General features: G+C 49.6%; 18 protein-coding genes. 5 read left to right on the forward strand and 13 right to left on the reverse strand.

The window, feature by feature from the left end:
* Window positions 1-113: 113 nt before the first annotated feature.
* Genes A0126_RS12940 through A0126_RS12950 form a run of 3 tightly spaced genes read right to left on the reverse strand, consistent with a single transcriptional unit; the run spans window position 114 to window position 1292 of the window.
* Complete coding sequence (locus tag A0126_RS12940; RefSeq protein ID WP_088837943.1) at window positions 114-536, reverse strand: hypothetical protein; 423 nt, start codon at window positions 534-536, stop codon at window positions 114-116.
* Window positions 537-543: 7 nt separating this feature from the next.
* On the reverse strand, window positions 544-966 hold the full coding sequence (gene fabZ / locus A0126_RS12945) for a 3-hydroxyacyl-ACP dehydratase FabZ (protein ID WP_088837944.1): 423 nt from the start codon (window positions 964-966) through the stop codon (window positions 544-546).
* A gap of 26 nt (window positions 967-992) precedes the next feature.
* Window positions 993-1292: a DNA-directed RNA polymerase subunit beta gene (locus A0126_RS12950; protein ID WP_029331713.1), complete on the reverse strand. Its 300-nt coding sequence runs from the start codon at window positions 1290-1292 to the stop codon at window positions 993-995.
* A gap of 405 nt (window positions 1293-1697) precedes the next feature.
* Here A0126_RS12950 and A0126_RS12955 point away from each other — a divergent pair, with 405 nt between their 5' ends.
* Together A0126_RS12955 and A0126_RS12960 are read left to right on the forward strand one after the other, a co-directional pair.
* Window positions 1698-2795: a copper amine oxidase gene (locus A0126_RS12955; RefSeq protein WP_088837945.1), complete on the forward strand. Its 1098-nt coding sequence runs from the start codon at window positions 1698-1700 to the stop codon at window positions 2793-2795.
* A gap of 90 nt (window positions 2796-2885) precedes the next feature.
* Window positions 2886-3818, forward strand: a complete 933-nt coding sequence (locus A0126_RS12960) for a class F sortase (protein WP_088837946.1) — start codon at window positions 2886-2888, stop codon at window positions 3816-3818.
* A gap of 44 nt (window positions 3819-3862) precedes the next feature.
* Here A0126_RS12960 and A0126_RS12965 read toward each other — a convergent pair whose 3' ends face one another.
* From A0126_RS12965 to A0126_RS12995, 7 genes are all read right to left on the reverse strand, one after another.
* Window positions 3863-4453, reverse strand: a complete 591-nt coding sequence (locus tag A0126_RS12965) for a hypothetical protein (RefSeq protein WP_088837947.1) — start codon at window positions 4451-4453, stop codon at window positions 3863-3865.
* 14 nt (window positions 4454-4467) lie between these two features.
* Window positions 4468-5532: a YheC/YheD family protein gene (locus A0126_RS12970; RefSeq protein ID WP_088837948.1), complete on the reverse strand. Its 1065-nt coding sequence runs from the start codon at window positions 5530-5532 to the stop codon at window positions 4468-4470.
* Window positions 5533-5544: 12 nt separating this feature from the next.
* Window positions 5545-6138 carry a class D sortase gene (locus A0126_RS12975; RefSeq protein ID WP_088837949.1) on the reverse strand — a complete coding sequence of 198 codons (594 nt, stop codon included), beginning with the start codon at window positions 6136-6138 and terminating at the stop codon, window positions 5545-5547.
* Complete coding sequence (locus A0126_RS12980) at window positions 6135-7781, reverse strand: hypothetical protein (RefSeq protein WP_088837950.1); 1647 nt, start codon at window positions 7779-7781, stop codon at window positions 6135-6137. The genes A0126_RS12975 and A0126_RS12980 overlap by 4 nt, the downstream gene beginning before the upstream one ends.
* Window positions 7782-7864: 83 nt before the next feature.
* Complete coding sequence (locus A0126_RS12985) at window positions 7865-11215, reverse strand: adhesive domain-containing protein (protein WP_088837951.1); 3351 nt, start codon at window positions 11213-11215, stop codon at window positions 7865-7867.
* Window positions 11216-11533: 318 nt separating this feature from the next.
* Window positions 11534-11857: a winged helix-turn-helix transcriptional regulator gene (locus A0126_RS12990; RefSeq protein ID WP_088837952.1), complete on the reverse strand. Its 324-nt coding sequence runs from the start codon at window positions 11855-11857 to the stop codon at window positions 11534-11536.
* Window positions 11858-11930: 73 nt separating this feature from the next.
* Window positions 11931-13088, reverse strand: coding sequence for an AI-2E family transporter (locus A0126_RS12995; RefSeq protein ID WP_088837953.1), 1158 nt, complete (start codon window positions 13086-13088; stop codon window positions 11931-11933).
* Between the two features lie 229 nt (window positions 13089-13317).
* Here A0126_RS12995 and A0126_RS13000 point away from each other — a divergent pair, with 229 nt between their 5' ends.
* Window positions 13318-15864, forward strand: a complete 2547-nt coding sequence (locus A0126_RS13000) for an ATP-binding protein (protein WP_088837954.1) — start codon at window positions 13318-13320, stop codon at window positions 15862-15864.
* 181 nt (window positions 15865-16045) lie between these two features.
* Window positions 16046-16906, forward strand: a complete 861-nt coding sequence (locus A0126_RS13005; protein ID WP_088837955.1) for an NAD(P)-dependent oxidoreductase — start codon at window positions 16046-16048, stop codon at window positions 16904-16906.
* Window positions 16907-16963: 57 nt separating this feature from the next.
* Here A0126_RS13005 and A0126_RS13010 read toward each other — a convergent pair whose 3' ends face one another.
* Window positions 16964-17746 carry a flagellar hook-basal body protein gene (locus A0126_RS13010; RefSeq protein WP_088837956.1) on the reverse strand — a complete coding sequence of 261 codons (783 nt, stop codon included), beginning with the start codon at window positions 17744-17746 and terminating at the stop codon, window positions 16964-16966.
* Between the two features lie 15 nt (window positions 17747-17761).
* Window positions 17762-18550 (reverse strand): flagellar hook-basal body protein, encoded by a 789-nt coding sequence (locus A0126_RS13015; RefSeq protein ID WP_088837957.1) that lies wholly within the window; start codon window positions 18548-18550, stop codon window positions 17762-17764.
* A 151-nt stretch (window positions 18551-18701) separates the two neighbouring features.
* Here A0126_RS13015 and A0126_RS13020 point away from each other — a divergent pair, with 151 nt between their 5' ends.
* The gene (locus A0126_RS13020) at window positions 18702-18923 is read left to right on the forward strand and encodes a hypothetical protein (protein WP_088837958.1); all 222 of its coding nucleotides are present in this window, start codon (window positions 18702-18704) and stop codon (window positions 18921-18923) included.
* A 42-nt stretch (window positions 18924-18965) separates the two neighbouring features.
* Here A0126_RS13020 and A0126_RS13025 read toward each other — a convergent pair whose 3' ends face one another.
* Entirely contained in the window at window positions 18966-20162 is a 1197-nt protein-coding gene (locus A0126_RS13025) for a multidrug efflux MFS transporter (protein WP_088837959.1), read from the reverse strand.
* Window positions 20163-20183: the final 21 nt, after the last annotated feature.

Below are 20183 nucleotides of genomic sequence, written 5' to 3' on the forward strand. Positions count from 1 at the left end.
TATAGTAGGTACTACTCTTATTTAGTTTCCCTAACATCTTCATCACAAACATCAAAAAAGAAGCATGCGAGAACCGGGGAATCCAAGTGGCTCTCGTATGCTTCTCATTTGGTTTAACGGACGATTTCGAGCGGAATCTCAATGCCACGCCCGGCTCCCGCATCAATAATCAACACAGGGAGTCGTTCTTCATCAAAGATATCCTCTTCAATCGTCGTATCTGCCGTATAGGTCCGAACTTCGCCCATCTTCTTCGCTTCGAACGAGACGAACGGGAACGGAATCGATTGATTGGCGACATCGAGTCGGATGTCGACTTGTTGATCGTCAAGACGAATGTCATTCGCCGTTCGAATCGTCAAGCGCATCCGGTCCTTTTCCGTCAAGGAGACTTGAGCGGAAATGTTTTCCGTTTGTCCGGCACGTTTGACAGGATCAATGAAGACCGTCGGGGAAGCCGTCTTCACCACGTCAGCACGCTGACAACCCGGAATGATGAGTAAGGATATAGCAAGGGGGATCAACCAGCGTTTCATCAGCAGGTCACTTAATCGCGAAAGTTAGTTCAGCAGTACAGGCGACTTCCCCATCGACCGTAGCTGTAGCACGCCCTTTACCGATCGGTCCACGCAGTTTCGTCAATTCGACTTCCAGTCGGAGCTGATCACCGGGTACGACTTGACGTTTGAAACGGCAATTTTCAATACCTGCGAAAAATGCGAGTTTTCCTTGGTTTTGTTCCATTTTCAGTACAGCGAATGCACCGACTTGCGCTAACGCCTCGACGATCAGTACGCCAGGCATGACATTGTAATCCGGAAAATGGCCATTGAAGAATTCTTCATTCGCCGTGACGTTCTTGATGCCGACCGCTCGTTCACCTTCCTCGACTTCAAGAATCCGATCAACGAGTAAAAACGGGTAACGGTGCGGAATCACTTCTTTTATCTGTTCAATCGTATACATATCTACAGCTCCAATCACTGATTAATCTAAGCCTTCATCCAAAAATCGGTGATGCGGGTCCACGTATCGAGCTTCAATACATCCATCGCTTCGCCACCACCAAACGTCGCGTATCCAACCATCGCGCCTACGACGAGTGCAATCACGACGAGAACCAATACAATCAGTAATCGTACAAGAATCGGTACACGACGAGAGGAATACTCGCGAAGACGTTTACGCTGCTTCTGCTCCGGGTTTTCTTGATGTTCCTGATTCGGCTCTTTTTGATGCCGTTTCAGACGTTCACGTGTCGGTTGACCCGTTCCTGCTTGGTTTTGTACCATCTTGATCACCTTTCATTGAGTCAGTCTAAAGAACAGTATAGCACATTAGTACCTGGTATTAAATAGTTCCGATTTAGCTACAAGTTTGCTCTTTTTCCAAGTGTAACATGAGGAATCAAACAACATATAAAAAAATTTCGCATTGTGTATATAAGGAAAGAAAAAACACTTCCCCATATTTTTCGATATTCTTTCACAAATTTTAAATCCAATTCATATCCTTGCGCGTAAGCTACACAGAACGGCAAACAGAACGACTACTGAAACGCATCAAAATTACGTTTTAAGATTTTTTCAACTTTTTAAAACTTTTTTAAATCCAAATGCCTCACTCCTTCGTAGGCTTTTCAGAAGGATGAAACAGAAACTACCAAAACTACTAAAAATTGAGAGGAATGATTACAGATGAAACATACTAAAAAATTCGCAGCATCAGCAATGGCAGCAGCACTCGTATTACCAGGAACGGCGGCATTCGCATCAGGCGGCGCATCGGACGACACGATGATGCATGAGGACAAAGCAAAAAACGTCACGGTCAAAACGAAAGCAGCAGATCTTCGTGCGACACTCGACCAATTGCTTTCTGAGCACTTCGTGCTTGCTGTCATGGACATGAAAAAACAATATGAAGAAGTCCTTCGTGCTCACGAAGCGGACGTCTATAAAACATTCCAAGAGTATGCAGCAGGCGACTATGAAGGATCGTACAACACGTTCCGTGAAGGATACAGCCGCATGTATGACATCTCGAAAGCACTTTCAGTCGCTATCACGACACAGATGCCTGAGAAATTCGATAACTCGAAAGCTGATACGAAAGCCGCTGACCTCCGGTCAACACTCAACAGCCTCGCTGCTGAACACGTCGCTCTTGCGAACCTCAGCATGACGGCAGGCGTCGATCAAGCGAAAGACTACGATGCTGCAAACTGGGCGGAAGACATGCACACAGCTGATTTCAAAGCCGCAATCAAATCAATTTACGGTGAAGCCGGTGCAGATCAGTTCGAGCAAGCTTGGACGAAAAATCACATCGAAGCACAAGCAAACCTCGTCACAGCAGCCATCAACGATGACAAAAAAATGATGGCTGACGCTCAAGACATGCTTAAAATGTTCTCGAACGACTTCGGTGCGTTCCTCGGAGCAGCAACGGAAGAAAACCTTCCGACGAAAGCAGCACAAGAAGCAGTCGCTGGCCATGAAACATATGTCCAAGACACGTTCATGCAGTACACGGAAGGCGACTACAAAGGATCAGTCGATACGTTCCGCGAGTCATATGCTTACATGTACGGTGTCGGTGAAAACCTCGGTAACGCGATCGTCATGCAATCTCCTGAGAAATTCATGGACGGTACACCAGGTTCAATGCCGAACACAGGTAACGGCGGCATGAGCGACACAAGCAACAACGCAACAACAGGTGCACTCGCACTCTTCGGTCTTGCACTCGGTGCAGCTGGAATCGTCGTTGCACGCAAACGTCAAAACGCATAAGAAATCGGGTATACTAAAAAGGATAGCGCCCTCGGCACTATCCTTTTTCTTACATAGAGAGGTCTTCCTCTCGGAAAGGAGTGACGTGTTTTGAAAAAATGGTTATTCCCGATCAGTATCGTCCTGATGCTCGCTTCAGTCGGCACACTGATTTTCTTATTATTCGGAAACACGAGCGACACAGAAACGAACATCACGCAAGGTACAGCTGATTCACAATCCGCGGCTTCTTCCGGGACACAGGAGGATCCACTCAAACCATCCGAAATCTTTAAAAAAGAATTTAAGACCCTCTCAACCAATGAAGTCGAACTTCCGAAGACATTGACGATCGACGCCCTCGACGTTAAAACGAACATCGAACAAGTCGGTCTCGATAAAAAAGGAGCGATGGGGACTCCGAAAAATGAACAACAAGTCGGGTGGTATAAATTCGGACCACGACCAGGTGACATCGGTAATGCCGTCATCGACGGGCATACGGATACGAAAACCGGTCCTGCCGTCTTCTACAAGCTGCATGAACTTAAAAAAGGTGACGCTATTAAAATCAAAGATGAATCTGGACGCCTGCTCGTCTTCCGCGTCAAGAAACTCGTCGAGTATGATCATCTTGATGCCCCACTCGAAAAAATCTTCGGTGCTGCCGACACCCGTAACTTGAACTTAATTACGTGTATCGGTACGTACGACCAAAATGCAGGGACGTACGACAACCGTCTCGTCGTGTTCACCGAGCTTGATGAGAAAGCATCCGATCCCGTCAACACACCACCAAAACCAGCCACCAACGTCCGCATCAGCGGTGGCTTCGTGAACTGGTATGCTTCAAAAGACGATGAAGTCGTGGCGTATAACATCTATCAAGAACAAGATGGAAAACGGAAAAAACTCGGTTCAACGGAATCGATTGAACGGAAAGCGTTCCTGCTTCCGGAAGATGCGACAGGTCGCTTCATCATCACAGCCGTCAATAAAGCAGGCATCGAGTCACCAGAAGCGTTTAGTGTCACGCAAAAATAAACACAACAAAAAGATCTTACGTTCAAATCGAGCGTAAGATCTTTTTAGTCTGCCCTTTCGTCCAGGGAAATCCGTAATTGTTTATCCCCGGACGCCGTCTCATAAAATACATGGAGCCGCCCCGGTCTGATTTTCGTTTCCGTCGTCGGAATGAAGACAATTCCGATTCGTTCTTCCCCACTCTGATACGTTCCATTTAATGCATTAAACTGATCGGCGATCGTCACGATACGCCCATCTGTTTCGTATTCTCCGAGCTTCGGGGCGATCTCAATCGAATCGGCGGATTGATTTTTGATTTTGACGGTAATCGCGAGCAGACGATTCGCCTCACCACCGACCTGTAGGACTTTTTCTTTTTGAACGTTTACAAGCAAGAGCGGTGTTTGACGGGTCGCGTCCATCCGCTTGACGGCAAGCGTCTTGAGCGAGAGTCCGGCCATCTCGTAACTGACGCCAATCCGGTCTTCCCGATCAAATTGTTTTAGCTGGGCTTCCGTGAGACGCAGGCTCGTCCGGTCCGTCTGCGGCTTCGGTTCGTCCGCCTCGAAAAAACCGAGCAACGGGACCATGAATTTCGCAAGGATGATGACGACTAGCGCCGCCGTCATCAAATAAAACAAGAACGTCTTCACACGTCACCTCTTCTCTAAGCGCGCACCCGCTGTTTCATCCAGCCCGCCTTCAATCCATTGCTGGCGGTGTACGGTTGCTTCGCTAAAAAATCACAGTACTGAATCGCTAAATATTCTGCCTGGAATTCAACGTAACGCGTCCCCGGCAGACTGTTTACTTCATACAGATAAATCTTCCCGTCCGCTCCAATCCCGACATCGATGCCGAGCGCATCGAGCGGGTAATCATAAAACGACTCGAAATATGCCGGGAAGCGACGGGCGAACAACACAATCTGCCGGGAGATTTCTTCGTGTTGCTCCGGATAGTTTTGCTTCATGAAGATATCCATCCGTGTCGTCGAAAAGGCACCGTGACTCAAGTGACTAACGGACTCTTGCTTGTTGTTACTGACGAAAGGAAAGAACTTGACGAGCTTCCACGTTCCATTCGCCCCTTTTGCGACATGGATCCGCATACAATAGGAATGTCCGTGGATGGTTTCCGAAGCGATGAACGGTTGGACAATCATCGGGTTCCGTTGAATCTCTTCTTCGATACGGTCGATCAATTGTCCTGTCGAACAGGTGTTACTTTGTAAAAGATAATCGAACGTATACTGATCCGGGCCGACCTGTTCAATCGTATAAATCCGTTGCCCTTGCTTGCCGTTAGCCGGTTTGAAAATAATTTTCCCGTACCGTTCCAGTAGAGCGATCAAATCCTTCCCCGCACGAATCCGGTGCATCGGAATCAAATATTGTTTGAACGTTCCGTCAGCCGCAAGTTTTTTCAGGACGACGTTTTTGTTGCCGATCCGGTGTGTCGTAAACGGAATCTCGTCGGCCAAGCGCGAAAAGATGTCTTTTTGCTCGTCCGTCAACGGTAAGTGATTGTAGACGACATCCGGAAATTCGCACAAGCCGTTATGCCAGCGGTCATCCAAAAAGTGCATCCCCCGAATCATCCGCTTCTCAAAGTCGATATCCTGCGGCCGGAAGAAAAACGCTTCAATCCCCATCGATGCTGCGACGACACAGGCGATTTTATCACGAAATTGTGGTTTATCGTTCAAGCGTAATATGCCGATTCTTGTCATGTCCGTCTCCCCCTACTCAATCGGTTCTAAGAAAATCAAATAGCGTTCCGTACTGTTCGCAATGTTATAAAACGGGTAACAGGTCGAGATGACGAGCGACTCCGTTCCTGTCGCTGCCAAGACGCGTGTATCTTCATCGTCGACGATTTCACTCGACCGCATGACATAGCGGTATGATCCATCCGCCAAATAGAGTTCGACCTCATCACCCGGTTCGAGCTCACTGATTTTTGAAAACGTCGTATCGTTATGCCCGGCGATGAAGATTCGGTCACCCTGTCCAGGAAAAGCCGTGTCCGGGTGGTGCCCGACTCCTTTCGCAAGCGTTTTGTCCGTTACCCCTTCGAGGAGCGGTAATTCCATGTCGAGCGATTTAATGCTTAAGAAACCAAGCGTCTCGCCTTCTTTAAACGTGACCGGCACCGCCTCCGTGTCCGTTGCCTCTGGTTCAGCCGTCTTCTTCTGTTCCTCCGCCTCCACGACAACGGCTTTCGCCTTTTCCAGTTCGGTGGACAACGTTCGATCAATCGTGAATTTCTGATATCCGACGTAACCTAACAGGAGAACACCGATGATGAGCAAGAGTGTCGAGACGTGTCGTCTCATCCTTTTACGACCTCCTTCTGACGGATTTGTTCGAGTGCACGACAGTACCCGGAGATATTATGCTCGACATCATCAATCCGGACGCGGAAGGAGTGGTGACGGATGTAGAAACTACCGAGTATGCGCTCCGGTACTTTCATATACATCGCGACTTCCGGGTAGTAAAAACCAGTCAATTGATACTGCATCCGGCGTTCAATCGTCGCTTCGAGCCAGTCGAGCGGAAACGTCGTCAATAAGTCCGTCTGCCCGTCCGCTTGCATCCGGCCGATCATCTCGCGGGCCGCCAGCATCAACTCAAGAAACGTCGGATACGTCGTCTCGCGGTGATGAATGAAATCAAGCTTTTGTTCGACATTTTGAAGTCCGAACCGATAGTACCGTTCATCCGGGACATACTTCGTCAGTTCATTGACGCTGTAGCTGAGCCAGTGGTCATGTTGCTTCCAGTAATCGTGCGCGATAAAGTAGTCGAACGCTTGCGCCACACTCGTCAACCACTGTTCTTGTCGATCGAGCTCGTATAGACGAAGCAGCGCAAACGTCGCTTCACCTTCGTAATAGATAATCCGAAACGCCTCTTTCAGTGCAAGCGACGGATACGATAACACATGGTTGAAGTTGCCTGCCGGCTGCTGCAACCCTACAATTCCGTTCGCAAGGGCGCGGCACAGCGCGAGTTCGCGACGCGACTTGAACGTCGTCATGTATTTCGTCAACGCTAAGATCGCCGCGGCATTGGCGCCGAGCTTAATTTCCGCATCCTGCTCCCAATCGACGACATAGGCCGATTCGTTCGGTTGAACGATCAAGTGCTCGATGAGATAGTTTTTCGCGCGATCGATTGCGTGTTGAAGTGTCACGTCCGGTCGGACTGCATACGCTTCAATCATCGAGTAAAGTGTACTCGCATGCCGTAAGCTGTTGTAAAATTGAATCGTTTTGTCAAAACATGAAAAGTAACCATATATGAAGCGGCCATCCGCCTGAACTTGGCGAGCTAAGTAATCACTCGCTTGCGTGACGACCGTTTTGATTTCAAAGGGAGTGGTGCGTGGAGAGGCTCTGATTTTTTCCACTGTCCCTGTCGTTTCGATGACGATCGGCTCCTCTTCACTGAAGACGCTCGTCGTCTCAAACAAGATACAGCTCGTTTCATCCGTAAAGATGAAGCGGGGTATTTTTCGACGCTGCTGTTCAACATATCGTGTCATGTTCTTCAAATTCACCCGGAGTTCCGGCGTGTCCTTGTCCGGCGTCAACATCGCATTCCCATTTAGTTCTTCTTCTAAAAAAGCACACGTGAAGCGAGCATCAAAAGCGATGCCTCTTCGAAAATAATTCTTACGTGTTGCACGAAGTTGATCGTTTAATTCTGCGAATGAACAAAAATGAAAATTCTTTGCAACATCTACTTTAATCCAGTCGTAGTCGACGGGATGTTCAAGTAAGAAGTTTTTGATTTTTTGAAAGATACTCGCCATTCGTTTCCCACGAAATGTATGGACCCGTGCACGGCGTTTCTTCGTCCCGACTGATAGAAAAACGGTGAGGCGTTGATTTAAAAAGTAAGTTGCCTGATCTTCTTTCATTAGCGCGAAAACTCGTTCTTCGATTCGTTCTATCCGGTTCATCAATTCCATCCGAAGTCACCCCTTCAAAAATAATGAAAATTGTAGCAGAGAGTTTCCCCTCCGCTACAATGACTGTTATTTAATCGGTCTGCTTATTGCTGGGGACGGCGACGGAATAGTTTTGCAAACAATCCGGTTACTACCGCCAACATACCCATCATTGAAACAAGGAAAAGATTTTCTGATGTGTTCGGAAGCTTACTTGCAATCGGTCGGGTTACCGGTTTCGAAAGTACAGACGCTTTTTTCTGTACAACCCCTAAGTTCGACGGCATCGTCGGTTTACTGATCACTCCCGTATTGATTGGACGGGTTGGTTTGTTTGTTGGTGCTGGAACAACAACATGGTCTTGATCTTTATCCCCGTCTTTATCGGCATCGGCATCCGCGTCGGCGTCGGCGTCGGCATCCGCATCGGCATCAGCGTCAGCGTCAGCATCCGCGTCAGCATCAGCATCCGCATCGGCATCCGCATCGGCATCCGCATCGGCATCCGCATCGGCATCGGCATCCGCGTCAGCATCCGCATCGGCATCCGCATCGGCGTCAGCATCGGCATCCGCATCGGCATCCGCATCGGCATCCGCATCGGCATCGGCGTCCGCATCGGCATCCGCATCGGCATCCGCGTCGGCATCCGCGTCAGCATCGGCATCCGCATCGGCATCCGCATCGGCATCCGCATCGGCATCGGCATCCGCATCAGCGTCTGCATCCGCATCGGCATCCGCATCGGCGTCGGCGTCAGCATCAGCATCAGCATCCGCATCCGCATCCGCATCAGCGTCCGCATCCGCATCCGCATCAGCGTCCGCATCCGCATCGGCATCCGCATCAGCATCAGCGTCAGCATCCGCGTCGGCATCAGCGTCAGCGTCCGCGTCCGCATCGGCATCCGCATCGGCATCGGCGTCCGCATCGGCGTCGGCGTCAGCATCGGCATCCGCGTCCGCATCCGCATCGGCATCCGCGTCAGCATCGGCATCCGCGTCAGCATCGGCATCCGCGTCAGCATCGGCATCCGCGTCAGCGTCAGCATCCGCATCGGCGTCCGCATCGGCGTCCGCATCGGCGTCAGCATCCGCGTCAGCGTCAGCATCAGCATCAGCATCAGCATCAGCATCCGCATCGGCATCTGCATCGGCGTCGGCATCGGCGTCAGCATCCGCGTCGGCATCGGCATCCGCATCAGCGTCAGCGTCCGCATCCGCATCCGCGTCAGCATCGGCGTCAGCATCCGCATCGGCGTCCGCATCCGCATCAGCGTCGGCATCCGCATCGGCATCGGCGTCAGCATCCGCATCGGCATCCGCATCCGCATCCGCATCAGCGTCAGCATCGGCATCCGCATCGGCATCCGCATCAGCGTCAGCATCGGCATCGGCATCCGCATCGGCATCGGCGTCCGCATCGGCATCAGCATCAGCATCAGCATCAGCATCGGCATCCGCATCGGCATCGGCATCCGCATCGGCATCCGCATCCGCGTCGGCATCCGCGTCGGCATCAGCGTCAGCATCCGCATCCGCATCAGCATCCGCATCGGCATCGGCATCCGCGTCGGCATCAGCGTCAGCATCCGCATCCGCATCAGCATCCGCATCGGCATCGGCGTCCGCATCGGCATCGGCGTCGGCGTCTGCATCGGCATCAGCATCCGCATCGGCATCCGCATCCGCATCGGCGTCGGCGTCGGCGTCAGCATCAGCATCAGCATCAGCATCCGCATCCGCATCAGCATCAGCATCAGCGTCAGCGTCAGCATCCGCGTCGGCATCAGCGTCAGCGTCAGCGTCCGCATCGGCATCAGCATCGGCGTCAGCATCCGCGTCGGCATCGGCATCAGCATCAGCGTCCGCATCCGCATCCGCATCCGCATCAGCGTCAGCATCCGCATCAGCATCGGCGTCAGCATCGGCGTCCGCATCCGCGTCGGCGTCAGCATCCGCGTCAGCATCCGCATCGGCGTCGGCATCCGCATCAGCGTCAGCGTCAGCATCCGCGTCGGCGTCCGCATCCGCGTCGGCATCCGCATCAGCGTCAGCGTCGGCATCGGCATCAGCGTCAGCATCCGCGTCGGCATCGGCATCCGCATCAGCGTCCGCATCGGCGTCAGCGTCAGCGTCGGCGTCAGCGTCCGCGTCAGCATCCGCATCCGCATCCGCGTCGGCATCAGCATCGGCATCGGCATCAGCATCAGCATCAGCATCAGCATCAGCATCGGCGTCAGCATCCGCGTCGGCATCCGCATCAGCGTCCGCATCGGCGTCGGCGTCAGCGTCAGCGTCAGCATCAGCATCCGCATCGGCGTCAGCATCCGCATCGGCGTCAGCATCCGCATCGCCTTCTTCATCAAACACAATCGTCGTTTGACCATCTAAATCACTTAATAACTCAGCATCAATCGCTGTAGTGCTGACGGCTGATCCCGTAACGACAATTTCACCATCAACACCCGCTGGCTTGTCGACGAGCACATTTAAGTCGACCGTCGTCGGTCCAAGAACCTGAACGCCGACTAGTTCATTCGATAAGTTGACCGTATCGTTCGCGACTGCTGTTAGTAAGCCATTAACAGATGGTAACAACTCTTTTACAGGAGTTAGCACAAAGTTCAGTGATGATCCTAATATTCCCGTCAATTGAAGATTCGTAATTGCATCCACTAAGTCTTGTAGCGCTTGTTGCACTACTTGCTGGACTGCAGTTTCAAGATGTTGTCCTAATCCATCGCTGAAATTGACAACGATCGTGCCATCAGCATTGACAGTCACCGGGGCCTGCCCATTGTAGTCAAGCAAATCAGACAATGCTACGTCCAAATTATTGAGTGCAGCCAACGCATCTTCTAGTTCATTTAATCCTTGGACATTTAAAAGCGGGCTTGTCAGCGGGTTGTCTAAAATTATGTCAATTTCAGTGACCAAATCTCCGACAAGGCCATTGACACTCGTCGTTAAAGGATCAAGTTGACCTTTAAGCGTCGGCAAGTCTTCCAGTGTGATTGGCAATAGTTCTACGCTCACGTCGGCATTGCCGTTCGCCGTCATTTTGCCCGCGAGATCCGGAATATTAAAGACGGCGACACGTTCTGGCGACAAAATTTCTGCATCGGCCAATCCTCGGCCCGTTAAACCAAGTGCTAAATTATAATTTTCTAATTGTTCTGTTAAATTCGCTCGGACTTGTACATCTGTCAATAATTGTACATCCGCTAGACTCACTCGATTTACTGGAGCAAGTGCTAATGAATTTTTAATGGATGAGGCAAATTGTTGCTGTTGCGGCTGAAACTTTTTTTCAGATGCTTCTGTCTTGGTGTAAGTAAATGAAATTGGGGATAGTGCCAGTGAGGAGGCTGTGAGTAGTTTGATCAAGCGTTTGGTGTGGTTTCTGTGGTGTCGGTTCATCTTCTTTCGGAAATCAGGCGTTTTCTTGTTCATTTGAACACTCCTTTTCTTGAGAAAAATTACCTTACACCCATCATTATGCAGGGTTTTACTAATAAAAAATACATTTTTTTACAATTGTAATAGAAGTATAGTACCTAATATCTAGTATTTTTAATGCTTAATTACCTCTAAAAATATAAATTAAAGCCGTTTTTATTTTCAATCTCTTAATTTATATTGTAATTTTATTTCATTACTTAATATCCCATAAAAATCCATATTCATTTAAGAGCCTTTTATACCCATATAATTTCCACAAAATAAAAAAAGGTCATCCTCAAGCTGATAGCTCGAAGATGACCTTTTTTATTAGAAGGTAATGTGTTGTTTACTCCATTTGATGGACTCTTTAAATTGTCTGATTAAATCTTCTGCTGGAACTGTCAAAAAGTAAGCTAATCCATCAACTTTTTCTGACATTTGCTGAATCACGAGTCCATCTTCAATCAACTCTTGAAGTTGCTCTAAAATCTGACTGTGTGACTGATCGATTCGCTGTTCAATCTCACCAATCGTCAGCGCCCCATCCCGTAAAATGTAGATGACGCTCGACTTTAAGCTGTTCTCGAAGTTATGCTGAAACTTTTGCAGGGCTAATAAATCGGCTTGTTCTTCTGTTTGACGTTGATCCATCTGTCACTACCCCTTTCCTAACACATCAGACTGCTTCTTTAGTATGAAGGAACGACGTTAATAATTCAAAAAGTCATTCTTTTTTTGTGATGATGGTATCGAACGTCTTTTCCTCATCCGTGATGACCATCTTCTTTTGTGTCCGGAGATGGTAAAGCCGTTGCAAGTTAAGAATGATAACTTTCATGACGGCATAAAACGGAACCCCGAGTAGGACCCCGAAGAAGCCGGCGATGTTCCCGGCGACAAGCAGGACGATGATGATCGTCAACGGGTGAACATCAAGCGTCCTTCCTTGAACGAGTGGTGACATGATGTGCGAATCGATTTGTTGCGCGACCGTCATGACAATGATGGCATAGATTGCAAGAATCGGATCCTGGATAAACCCGACGATCAAGGCCGGTATGACACCGATGACTGGTCCAAGAAACGGAATGATGTTCGTCAATGTCGCGAACATCGCTAACAAAATCGCATAGTCAATGCCGATGAAGAGGTATCCGATATAGGCGATGATTCCGACACCGATACTAACGATGACCTGTCCCCGGATATAGCTCATGATCGTTTCATGGACATCTTCTAAAATTTTCTTCGTTTCTTTATGAAATTCAAACGGCATCATGTTAACCAGATTGCCTTTTAGCTTATGACCGTCTAACAACATATAAATCAACATGATCGGAATGATGATGATTGTGATGACGGTCGTCGTGATTAAGCTGACAAACCCGCCGACCCCTGCCCCGACATTTTTTAAGAAGGATGACGCGTACTCGGAGAGATTCGTCGAAAATTTATCGAACAAGTCATCCGGTCCCCCAACGAAGCGAGAAAAGATACTGCTGTTTTCAAGCTGACTCCGGACTTCGACGAGTTGACGCTGAAATTCCGTCGCGAGGTTCGGAATCGAATTGACGAATTCGCTGATTTGTGTTGATAAGGACGGACCAAAGATAAATCCAAGCGCCGTCATAATCCCAATCAATCCGAACAAGACGACCATCACGGCCGGACGCCGACTCATCTTCTTCTCAAGCATCTCGACGATCGGCAAAAGGACGTAATAGAGAATCCCGGCGATTGCGAGTGGCGGGACGACCATTTGCCCGAGTATGGCGAGTGGGCGAAATAAAAAGGTCACGTGATTGCCGACCCAGACGATGACGAGCAGTGTCATGACCCACCATGCGCCACGATACCACTTGTTTTCAAACATTTTTTGCATTCTGTCACTTCCCTATGCGTAATAATGATAGCTTTCACTCAGTTAGTTTTCCTTTATCCGGCTGCTTCTAATCCTCCTAAAAAAAAATAAGCTGGACCGTCATCTAAATATAATATTTTTTTTACATCTTTGCGTGTTAAAATTTGATGACTGCTAACAAGCAGAGTAAAATCTACATATGTCTTCACACATTTACGTACATATACAAAAGAATATGGAGGATTCGAACGTGAAATGGATTAATCAAAAGATTGGTCGACAATTGATGTTTGCTTTTTATGCAGTCTTTATCGCACTCAGCATCACATCCGCTATCGTCTATACGTATACTGAACAAAAAATCAGTCAAACCGATGCGACATTCGATGACTTACGTGAACGAAGAACGAATGCGAACGCGTTGGCATACGAATGGTCCGCTGCACAGAGCAATGTAAAATCATACCTCTTGTTCGGAACACCGGCGATGCTCAATGCCGTCAAAACAAACCAAGATGAAATCAACCGCTTGACGACCTGGTTCGAGCAAAACGCCATCTATACGCAAGGCGATCAATACGCAACTGCGACACGAAACTTATATGACGATTATTTCGGTACTGCCGTCCCCTTGTTACGTCAATACGTGGAACAAAAACAGGAAGGCTCGGTCGACGAGCAGTTCGTTGATCCGAAAACGCTCGCTTCGCTTTCGAACGGGAGCGAATTATTCAATTCTGACGGAACGCTAAAAGGCTCAAACAGTCAAATTGACGGTGAAGCCGATACGGCTGGAATCGAAGCCTTGCTGACAAACTATTTAAACCTCATTCAGACTGAAGAAGATGAAGCAAAGGCCAGCCTGCTCAATGAAATGCGCATCGCCCAGTTCATTTGGCTGTCAAACCTGCTTGTCCTCGTCATCATTCTTGTCTTACTCGTCCGCCCATTCATCAACCGGGTGACGAAACAAATTAATTCGTTGTCTCGGGACAGTGCACAACTCGCAAGTGGTGAAGACGTCAAAGAACTTCCCTTACCGAGACGACGCGATGAATTACACATGTTAACCGCATCCTTCAATCAAATGGCAGCATCGATTGCGGATAATAAAGTCCATATGCTGGCGAAGAATGAAGAGTTGCAAGCACAACAAGAGGAACTCGTTGCGCAGCAGGAAGAGCTGCAGGCGCAGCAGGAAGAACTCGAAGAAGCACTCGAAATCACCCTGCAAAGCGAACAACATCTAAAATATCGTAATGAACTGACGGAGACGCTCGCATCCCGCGAAACATTGACGGCGTATCCGGAAATCATCGAGAAGCTCGTCTCAATCACCCATTCGGAAATCGGAGCCTTGCTGTTCCTCGATCAACACGATGTCCGCTCGACGATTGAATACGGGATGACCCCTGATATGGTCGAACAACTGATCCACGAAGATCAATCGTTGTTCCACCGGGCACGTGTCTTAAAACGTCCGGTGCACTCGTCTAAACAGGTCGCACACGAAAGTCCGCTTCCGTATCCGTACTACATGTATGAAGTCGCCGTGCCGATCCTTGATCCGAATGAAGAAAAAATCATCGCCTGCATCTATCTCGTCCGGTACCGTGACGCCTTCACGCCGGAGCAGATGAGCGATATCCTTTCCTTCTCGCACCAGCTCTCACTTTCGTTGATGCGGATGGGGATTTACGAAAAAATGATTCATGAAAAGAACAAAACAGGACAACTGTTGAACTCGATCCGGGAAGCCGTCGTCTACATCGAACATGAATCAGATGAACTGCTCGTCAACGAACCGTTGATGAAGCTGTTCCCGGAAATTCAGACGGAACATCAGGATGAAAGTAATCTTTCCTCTTTCCGTCAAGCGATGTCCGCCTTGTCTTCCATCATCGATGAAGCAGAACCGTTCGAACAATACATCGAACAAATCGTCGAGCAGAACTTGCCGAAGGATAGTCTCGTCGTCTCGATTCGCGCGCGCAGTGCCTATATCCAAATTTACGCCGAGAGGATTCAAATCAATAACGTTTGGGTCGGAACGATGCTCGTCTTACGGGATGTCACGAAAGAAACGGAGTCGGACCGGATGAAAGAAGAGTTCGTCTCGACCGTCTCGCACGAACTTCGGACTCCGCTCTCATCAATTTACGGTTTCACGGAATTGATGCTCAACAAATCATTTGAAGAAGAACGTCAGCTAAAGTACTTGCAGACGATTCATTCGGAAACAGGTCGCCTGACGACCCTCGTCAACGACTTCCTCGACGTCCAGCGTATGGAATCGAGTGAGCAACGTTATCAGATGTCGACGTTCGACATCGTCGAACTCGCAAATGACGTGACCGACTTCTATGGTGCCTCGCATACGACACATACGTTAGTGTTCGCAGGTAACGGACCGATCATGATTGACGCCGATAGCGAAAAGATTAAACAGCTCTTAAACAATCTACTCAGTAACGCCATCAAGTATTCTCCTGACGGCGGAACGGTTTCAATCGAAGTCCAGCACCAGGATGGTTTCGCTGAAATCAAGATTCACGACGAAGGAATGGGCATCCCGCAAGAAGCGATGTCGAAGTTGTTCGATAAGTTTTACCGGGTCGACAACTCAGAGACACGCAAAATCGGTGGAACGGGTCTCGGTCTATCGATTTGTAAAGAAATCGTCAAACACCATAGCGGAACGATTGATGTTGAATCGACCGTCGGTGTCGGCTCGACCTTTACGATTCGTTTTCCGGTCGCTGTCATTTCCACCATCTTGACGTACGAAACTGAATGAGTCTTTACCCCCGTGTCCACTAAGACGCGGGGGTTTTTTGACCTGTTCATGTTCAGGTTCCGTCAAGGGCGGACAAAACGCAGTCTTCTAGTAAGAAGAACGCCGCTTACGTCGCGTTTAACATAAGGTTCTAAAAGGGAATAGCTAAAGCGACTCTACACATACAGGAGGAATCAGACAGATGCAACTTGGTTGGATAGGATTAGGTCATATGGGTATCCCGATGGCGTTACGTCTTCGCCGTGCCGGACACCCATTACACGTCTACAATCGAACAGAAAGTAAGACAGCACCGCTCGTCGCGGAAGGGGCAACGTCGCTTCGCTCACCACGCGAACTGGTCGAACAGTCGGACATCATCTTCATCATGCTCGCAGACGGAAAAGCGATTGATCATGTCCTTCACGAAACAGACGGGCTGCTCGCAAGCGACTTGACGGACAAAATCGTCGTCAACTTGAGTACGATTTCGTCCGAGGAATCAACACAGGCAGCGCAACTTATCGAACGCGCCGGTGCCGCCTATCTCGAGTCTCCCGTCTCTGGTTCAGTCGGTGTCGCAGAAGCCGGCCAGCTCGTCATGCTCGTCGGTGGTGACAAACAGACACTTGCGACATGCCGGCCGTATCTCGATGTTCTCGGTAAAGAAAGTATCCATTTCGGTGACCACGGAACAGGCAGCTCAGCAAAACTTGCCATCAATCTCCTGCTCGGCATCGTCGGTGAAGGACTTGCTGAAACGTTCCTGCTCGGAGAAGCGGCCGGGCTCGACAAAGAAAAACTCATCCAGATGATTTCTTTGTCCGGCATGAATACACCACTCTTCCAAGGCAAACAGGACATGTACCGAACAGAGGAGTTCCCCCCTGCTTTCCCGCTTCGGTTGATGGCGAAGGATTTGGGGTTGATCACGGACGCCGCGAAACGGTACACGTTACGTTTACCGCTGGCAGAAGCAGCACATGAACAGTATGAACAGGCGAACACGGGAGACCAAGCCGATTTAGATATGGCAGCGGTCTACCTGAGCTTAAAAAAATGACTCCATCAGAAAGCCGCGCCTTCCGGATTCCGGAAGGCGCGGCTTTTAGCAGATGCGTTATTTGAGTGATGTGACGATTCCCATCATCTGATCGGTCGTCATCAAAGCTTTCGAATTAAACTGATAGGCGCGTTGAATTTGCGTCAAGTTCGTCATTTCCGTCCCCATGTCGACATTCGAGGACTCGAGCGTCCCGACCGTCAACGGGTTCCCTTGAGCATTTTGATATTGCCCGGCCGCCGTATAGAGTCCACCGCCGACATCCGTCAACTCGCTATGGTTCGGAATATCCGCGACACCGATGCGGGCAAGGACACGACGTTCTCCGTTGAGGACACCTGTGATATTGCCATCTTTGTTCAGCTCAATCGCCGTCGCATTTTCCGGTAAGGTGATGGCATCGTTCGCTTGATTGATGACGGAGCGTCCCGCATCATCCGTCAACAACATCTGTCCGTTGCCTTGCGGTGATAACTCAAAGTTGCCGTCCCGCGTGAATTTCGTCACACCGTCTGCATCGATGACACCAAAGAAGTGATGCGGATTACCGAGTGCCGCATCCAAATTCCGTCCGGTCGTTTGAAAAGCACCGACGGTAAAACGTGTCGCTTCGTTCGCGACATACCCACCGACACCAAGACGAAGATCGACCGGCGTCGTCAAAGGACCTGTTTCCAAGCCGCCCGGTGTGTTGCTGATGTTGCGGACGAGTAACTCATTGAACTGTGCATCACGACGCTTGTAGCCGTTCGTGTTCGCATTCGCGAGATTATGCCCGGTCGTATCGAGTTGTTTTTGTAATTGAGCCATCGTACTGGCTGATGTATAAAGTGATTGCATGACTTCCTCCTCCGATTAACGAACGCGACCGATTTCAGAAACAGCTTTTTCAGCCGTCCGGTCGTAAGCTTGAATGACTTTTTGATTGGCTTCGAACTGACGAAGTCCACTGTTCATCTCAGCCATCGTCTGCTCGATTTCGACGTTCCCGAGTTCGAGCACGCCTTGGTCGACTTTGACGTCTCCCGCGGCAAGTGCTGCCGGAGAGCGGAATAAACCGTTGCCTGTCCGCTCGAGTGTTTCCTGTTGATCCGTTACGACAAGTCCAAGGTTTCCGATTGCTTGTCCGTTTCCGTCCGTCACCGCTCCGTCTGCGCTGACAACGAAGTCTTCATTGACGACGTTCAGCGCCTGACCGTTTGCATCAAGGACGAGATCATTTTCTGTCGTCCGGAGCAAACCATCCTGCCCGACGGCGAATTGACCGTTCGTCGTGTAAAGCGTCTCTTCCCCACCTGTCAACGGATCCGTATGTAAGACGGTAAAGAGGGCGGATCCGTCCCGTGAACTGATTTGGAGATCCGTCGCGTTGCCCGTTTCCGTAATCGAACCGAGGGCAAAGTTCGGCGTCGCTGCCTGCATGAAGACACCTGTCGCGAGCGTGCCGACCGTTCCTCTTGATTGAATCCCCGTCCGTTCATTGACGCCCGATTGTTGAATCATCATCTCCGGAAACGTCCGGAGCGATGCTTGATCGGCGCGGAAGCCAGGCGTCCGCGCATTGGCCAGGTTGTTACTTAACATTTCTTGTTGCCGCTGTAACGCCTGCATCGCACCAGACGCCGTGTACATTCCTCGTAACATATGTTTTTGTCTCCTCATTGACTTAATGTTCAATTCTCTTATGTTTAGTATATCGGTCAGGTTCTGTTGAATTATGAGTTTTTTTCAAAAAAAGGTAATGAGAACAATAGTTGAACCGAAAGTCCTAGCTCTTGATTGAAATATTCAAGCCTTGATTCACTTGCCCGTCGATCACCAAATCGAGCTGTCATTACGATTGAAGGATGTCAATCATCCACGGACGATCATCGAACCGCTTGCGATCACGGAACTCGACAATGGACTGTTCCATTATTCTGCCGACTATAAAGTACGTGCCCAGTCCATCCTTTTGATGAAGGCACTCGAACACTCGGAGCAACAAAAACTCGATGACTTCTTTTCGTTGACATGAAAAAAAACGCCTCCCGGTTACTGACCGGAGAGGCGTTCCGTGTTAGGAATGTTTTTTACTGAGTACCGCTGTTTGCGTCCGTTCGAGGACAGCATTCGTGATGACGATCAAACCGGTAAACAGGAACAACGCTTCAAAACCGAAATGACCGGCAATTTGACCACCGGCGAGCGGTCCGAGGAAGTTTCCCATGAATTGGGCCGATTGATTGTAACCGAAGATTCGTCCGGACGCATTGGCTGGTGTGTGTTTACGAAGCAGTGCTTGGACCGATGGCATCAAGGCCGCTGTCGCAAATCCGATTCCCATCCGTAAGACGATCAATTGACTCGTATCCGTGACGAACGCTTGCGGAATCAAGAAGGCGGCAAAGACGAGTAAGGCAACGAACAAGACACGTTCCGCTCCAATCTTGTCGGACAGTCGTCCGAGCCGCTGGGCAGCAATCAATGCCGCAATCCCGGGTGCTGAGGCGACGATACCCGACAGTAACGCCAGTCGTTCCGTTCCGGGACTCAGCTCTCGCACGTAAAGCGAGAGAATCGGACTGATGGATTGCGCTGCGAACTGAATCAAGAACGTCGTCAAGAATAGACTCAAGATGAGCTCCGGATGACGGAGTGATTGAATGATTTCTTTCGCGGAAGCCATTTTTTTGACTTCGAGCGGGACGAATTCTTCTTTGACGAAGAAATATGTCACGAGGAACGTCAAAAATAACGGTACGCTCGTAAAGAGAAAAACGGGTCGAAGCCCAATCATGTCGGCAAGGAATCCTCCAATCAGAGGTCCGAGCAACCCACCGGCAATCCCACCGGTCGACAATGTACCGAGCGCCCAGCCACTTTTCTCTTTCGGGGTTTGAGAAGCAATCAAGGTGATTCCGGCTGAAATGAATCCGGAGACCGCTCCCATGACGAGCCGTAAGAAAACAAGCTGATACACATCTTGCACAAAACTGATTAAAAACATGACAATCGACATGCCGAGGCTTGCCCGGAGTAACATCAATTTCCGTCCTTTTCTATCGGCAAGGCGTCCCCAAATCGGTGAGACGATTGCGGCGACGAGGAACGTTGCCCCGAACGCAATCCCGGACCAGGTCGTAATCTCCTGACGTCCATCGACGCCAAGCTCTTCAATGAATAATGGCAAAAACGGTAAAACGAGACTGAGTGCAGCGGCAGTCAAAAAACTCCCGATCCACACGACGATTAAATTTCTTTTCCACAACGGCATTGTGGCATCACTTCCTTTTTA

Source organism: Exiguobacterium sp. N4-1P (genome assembly GCF_002214325.1).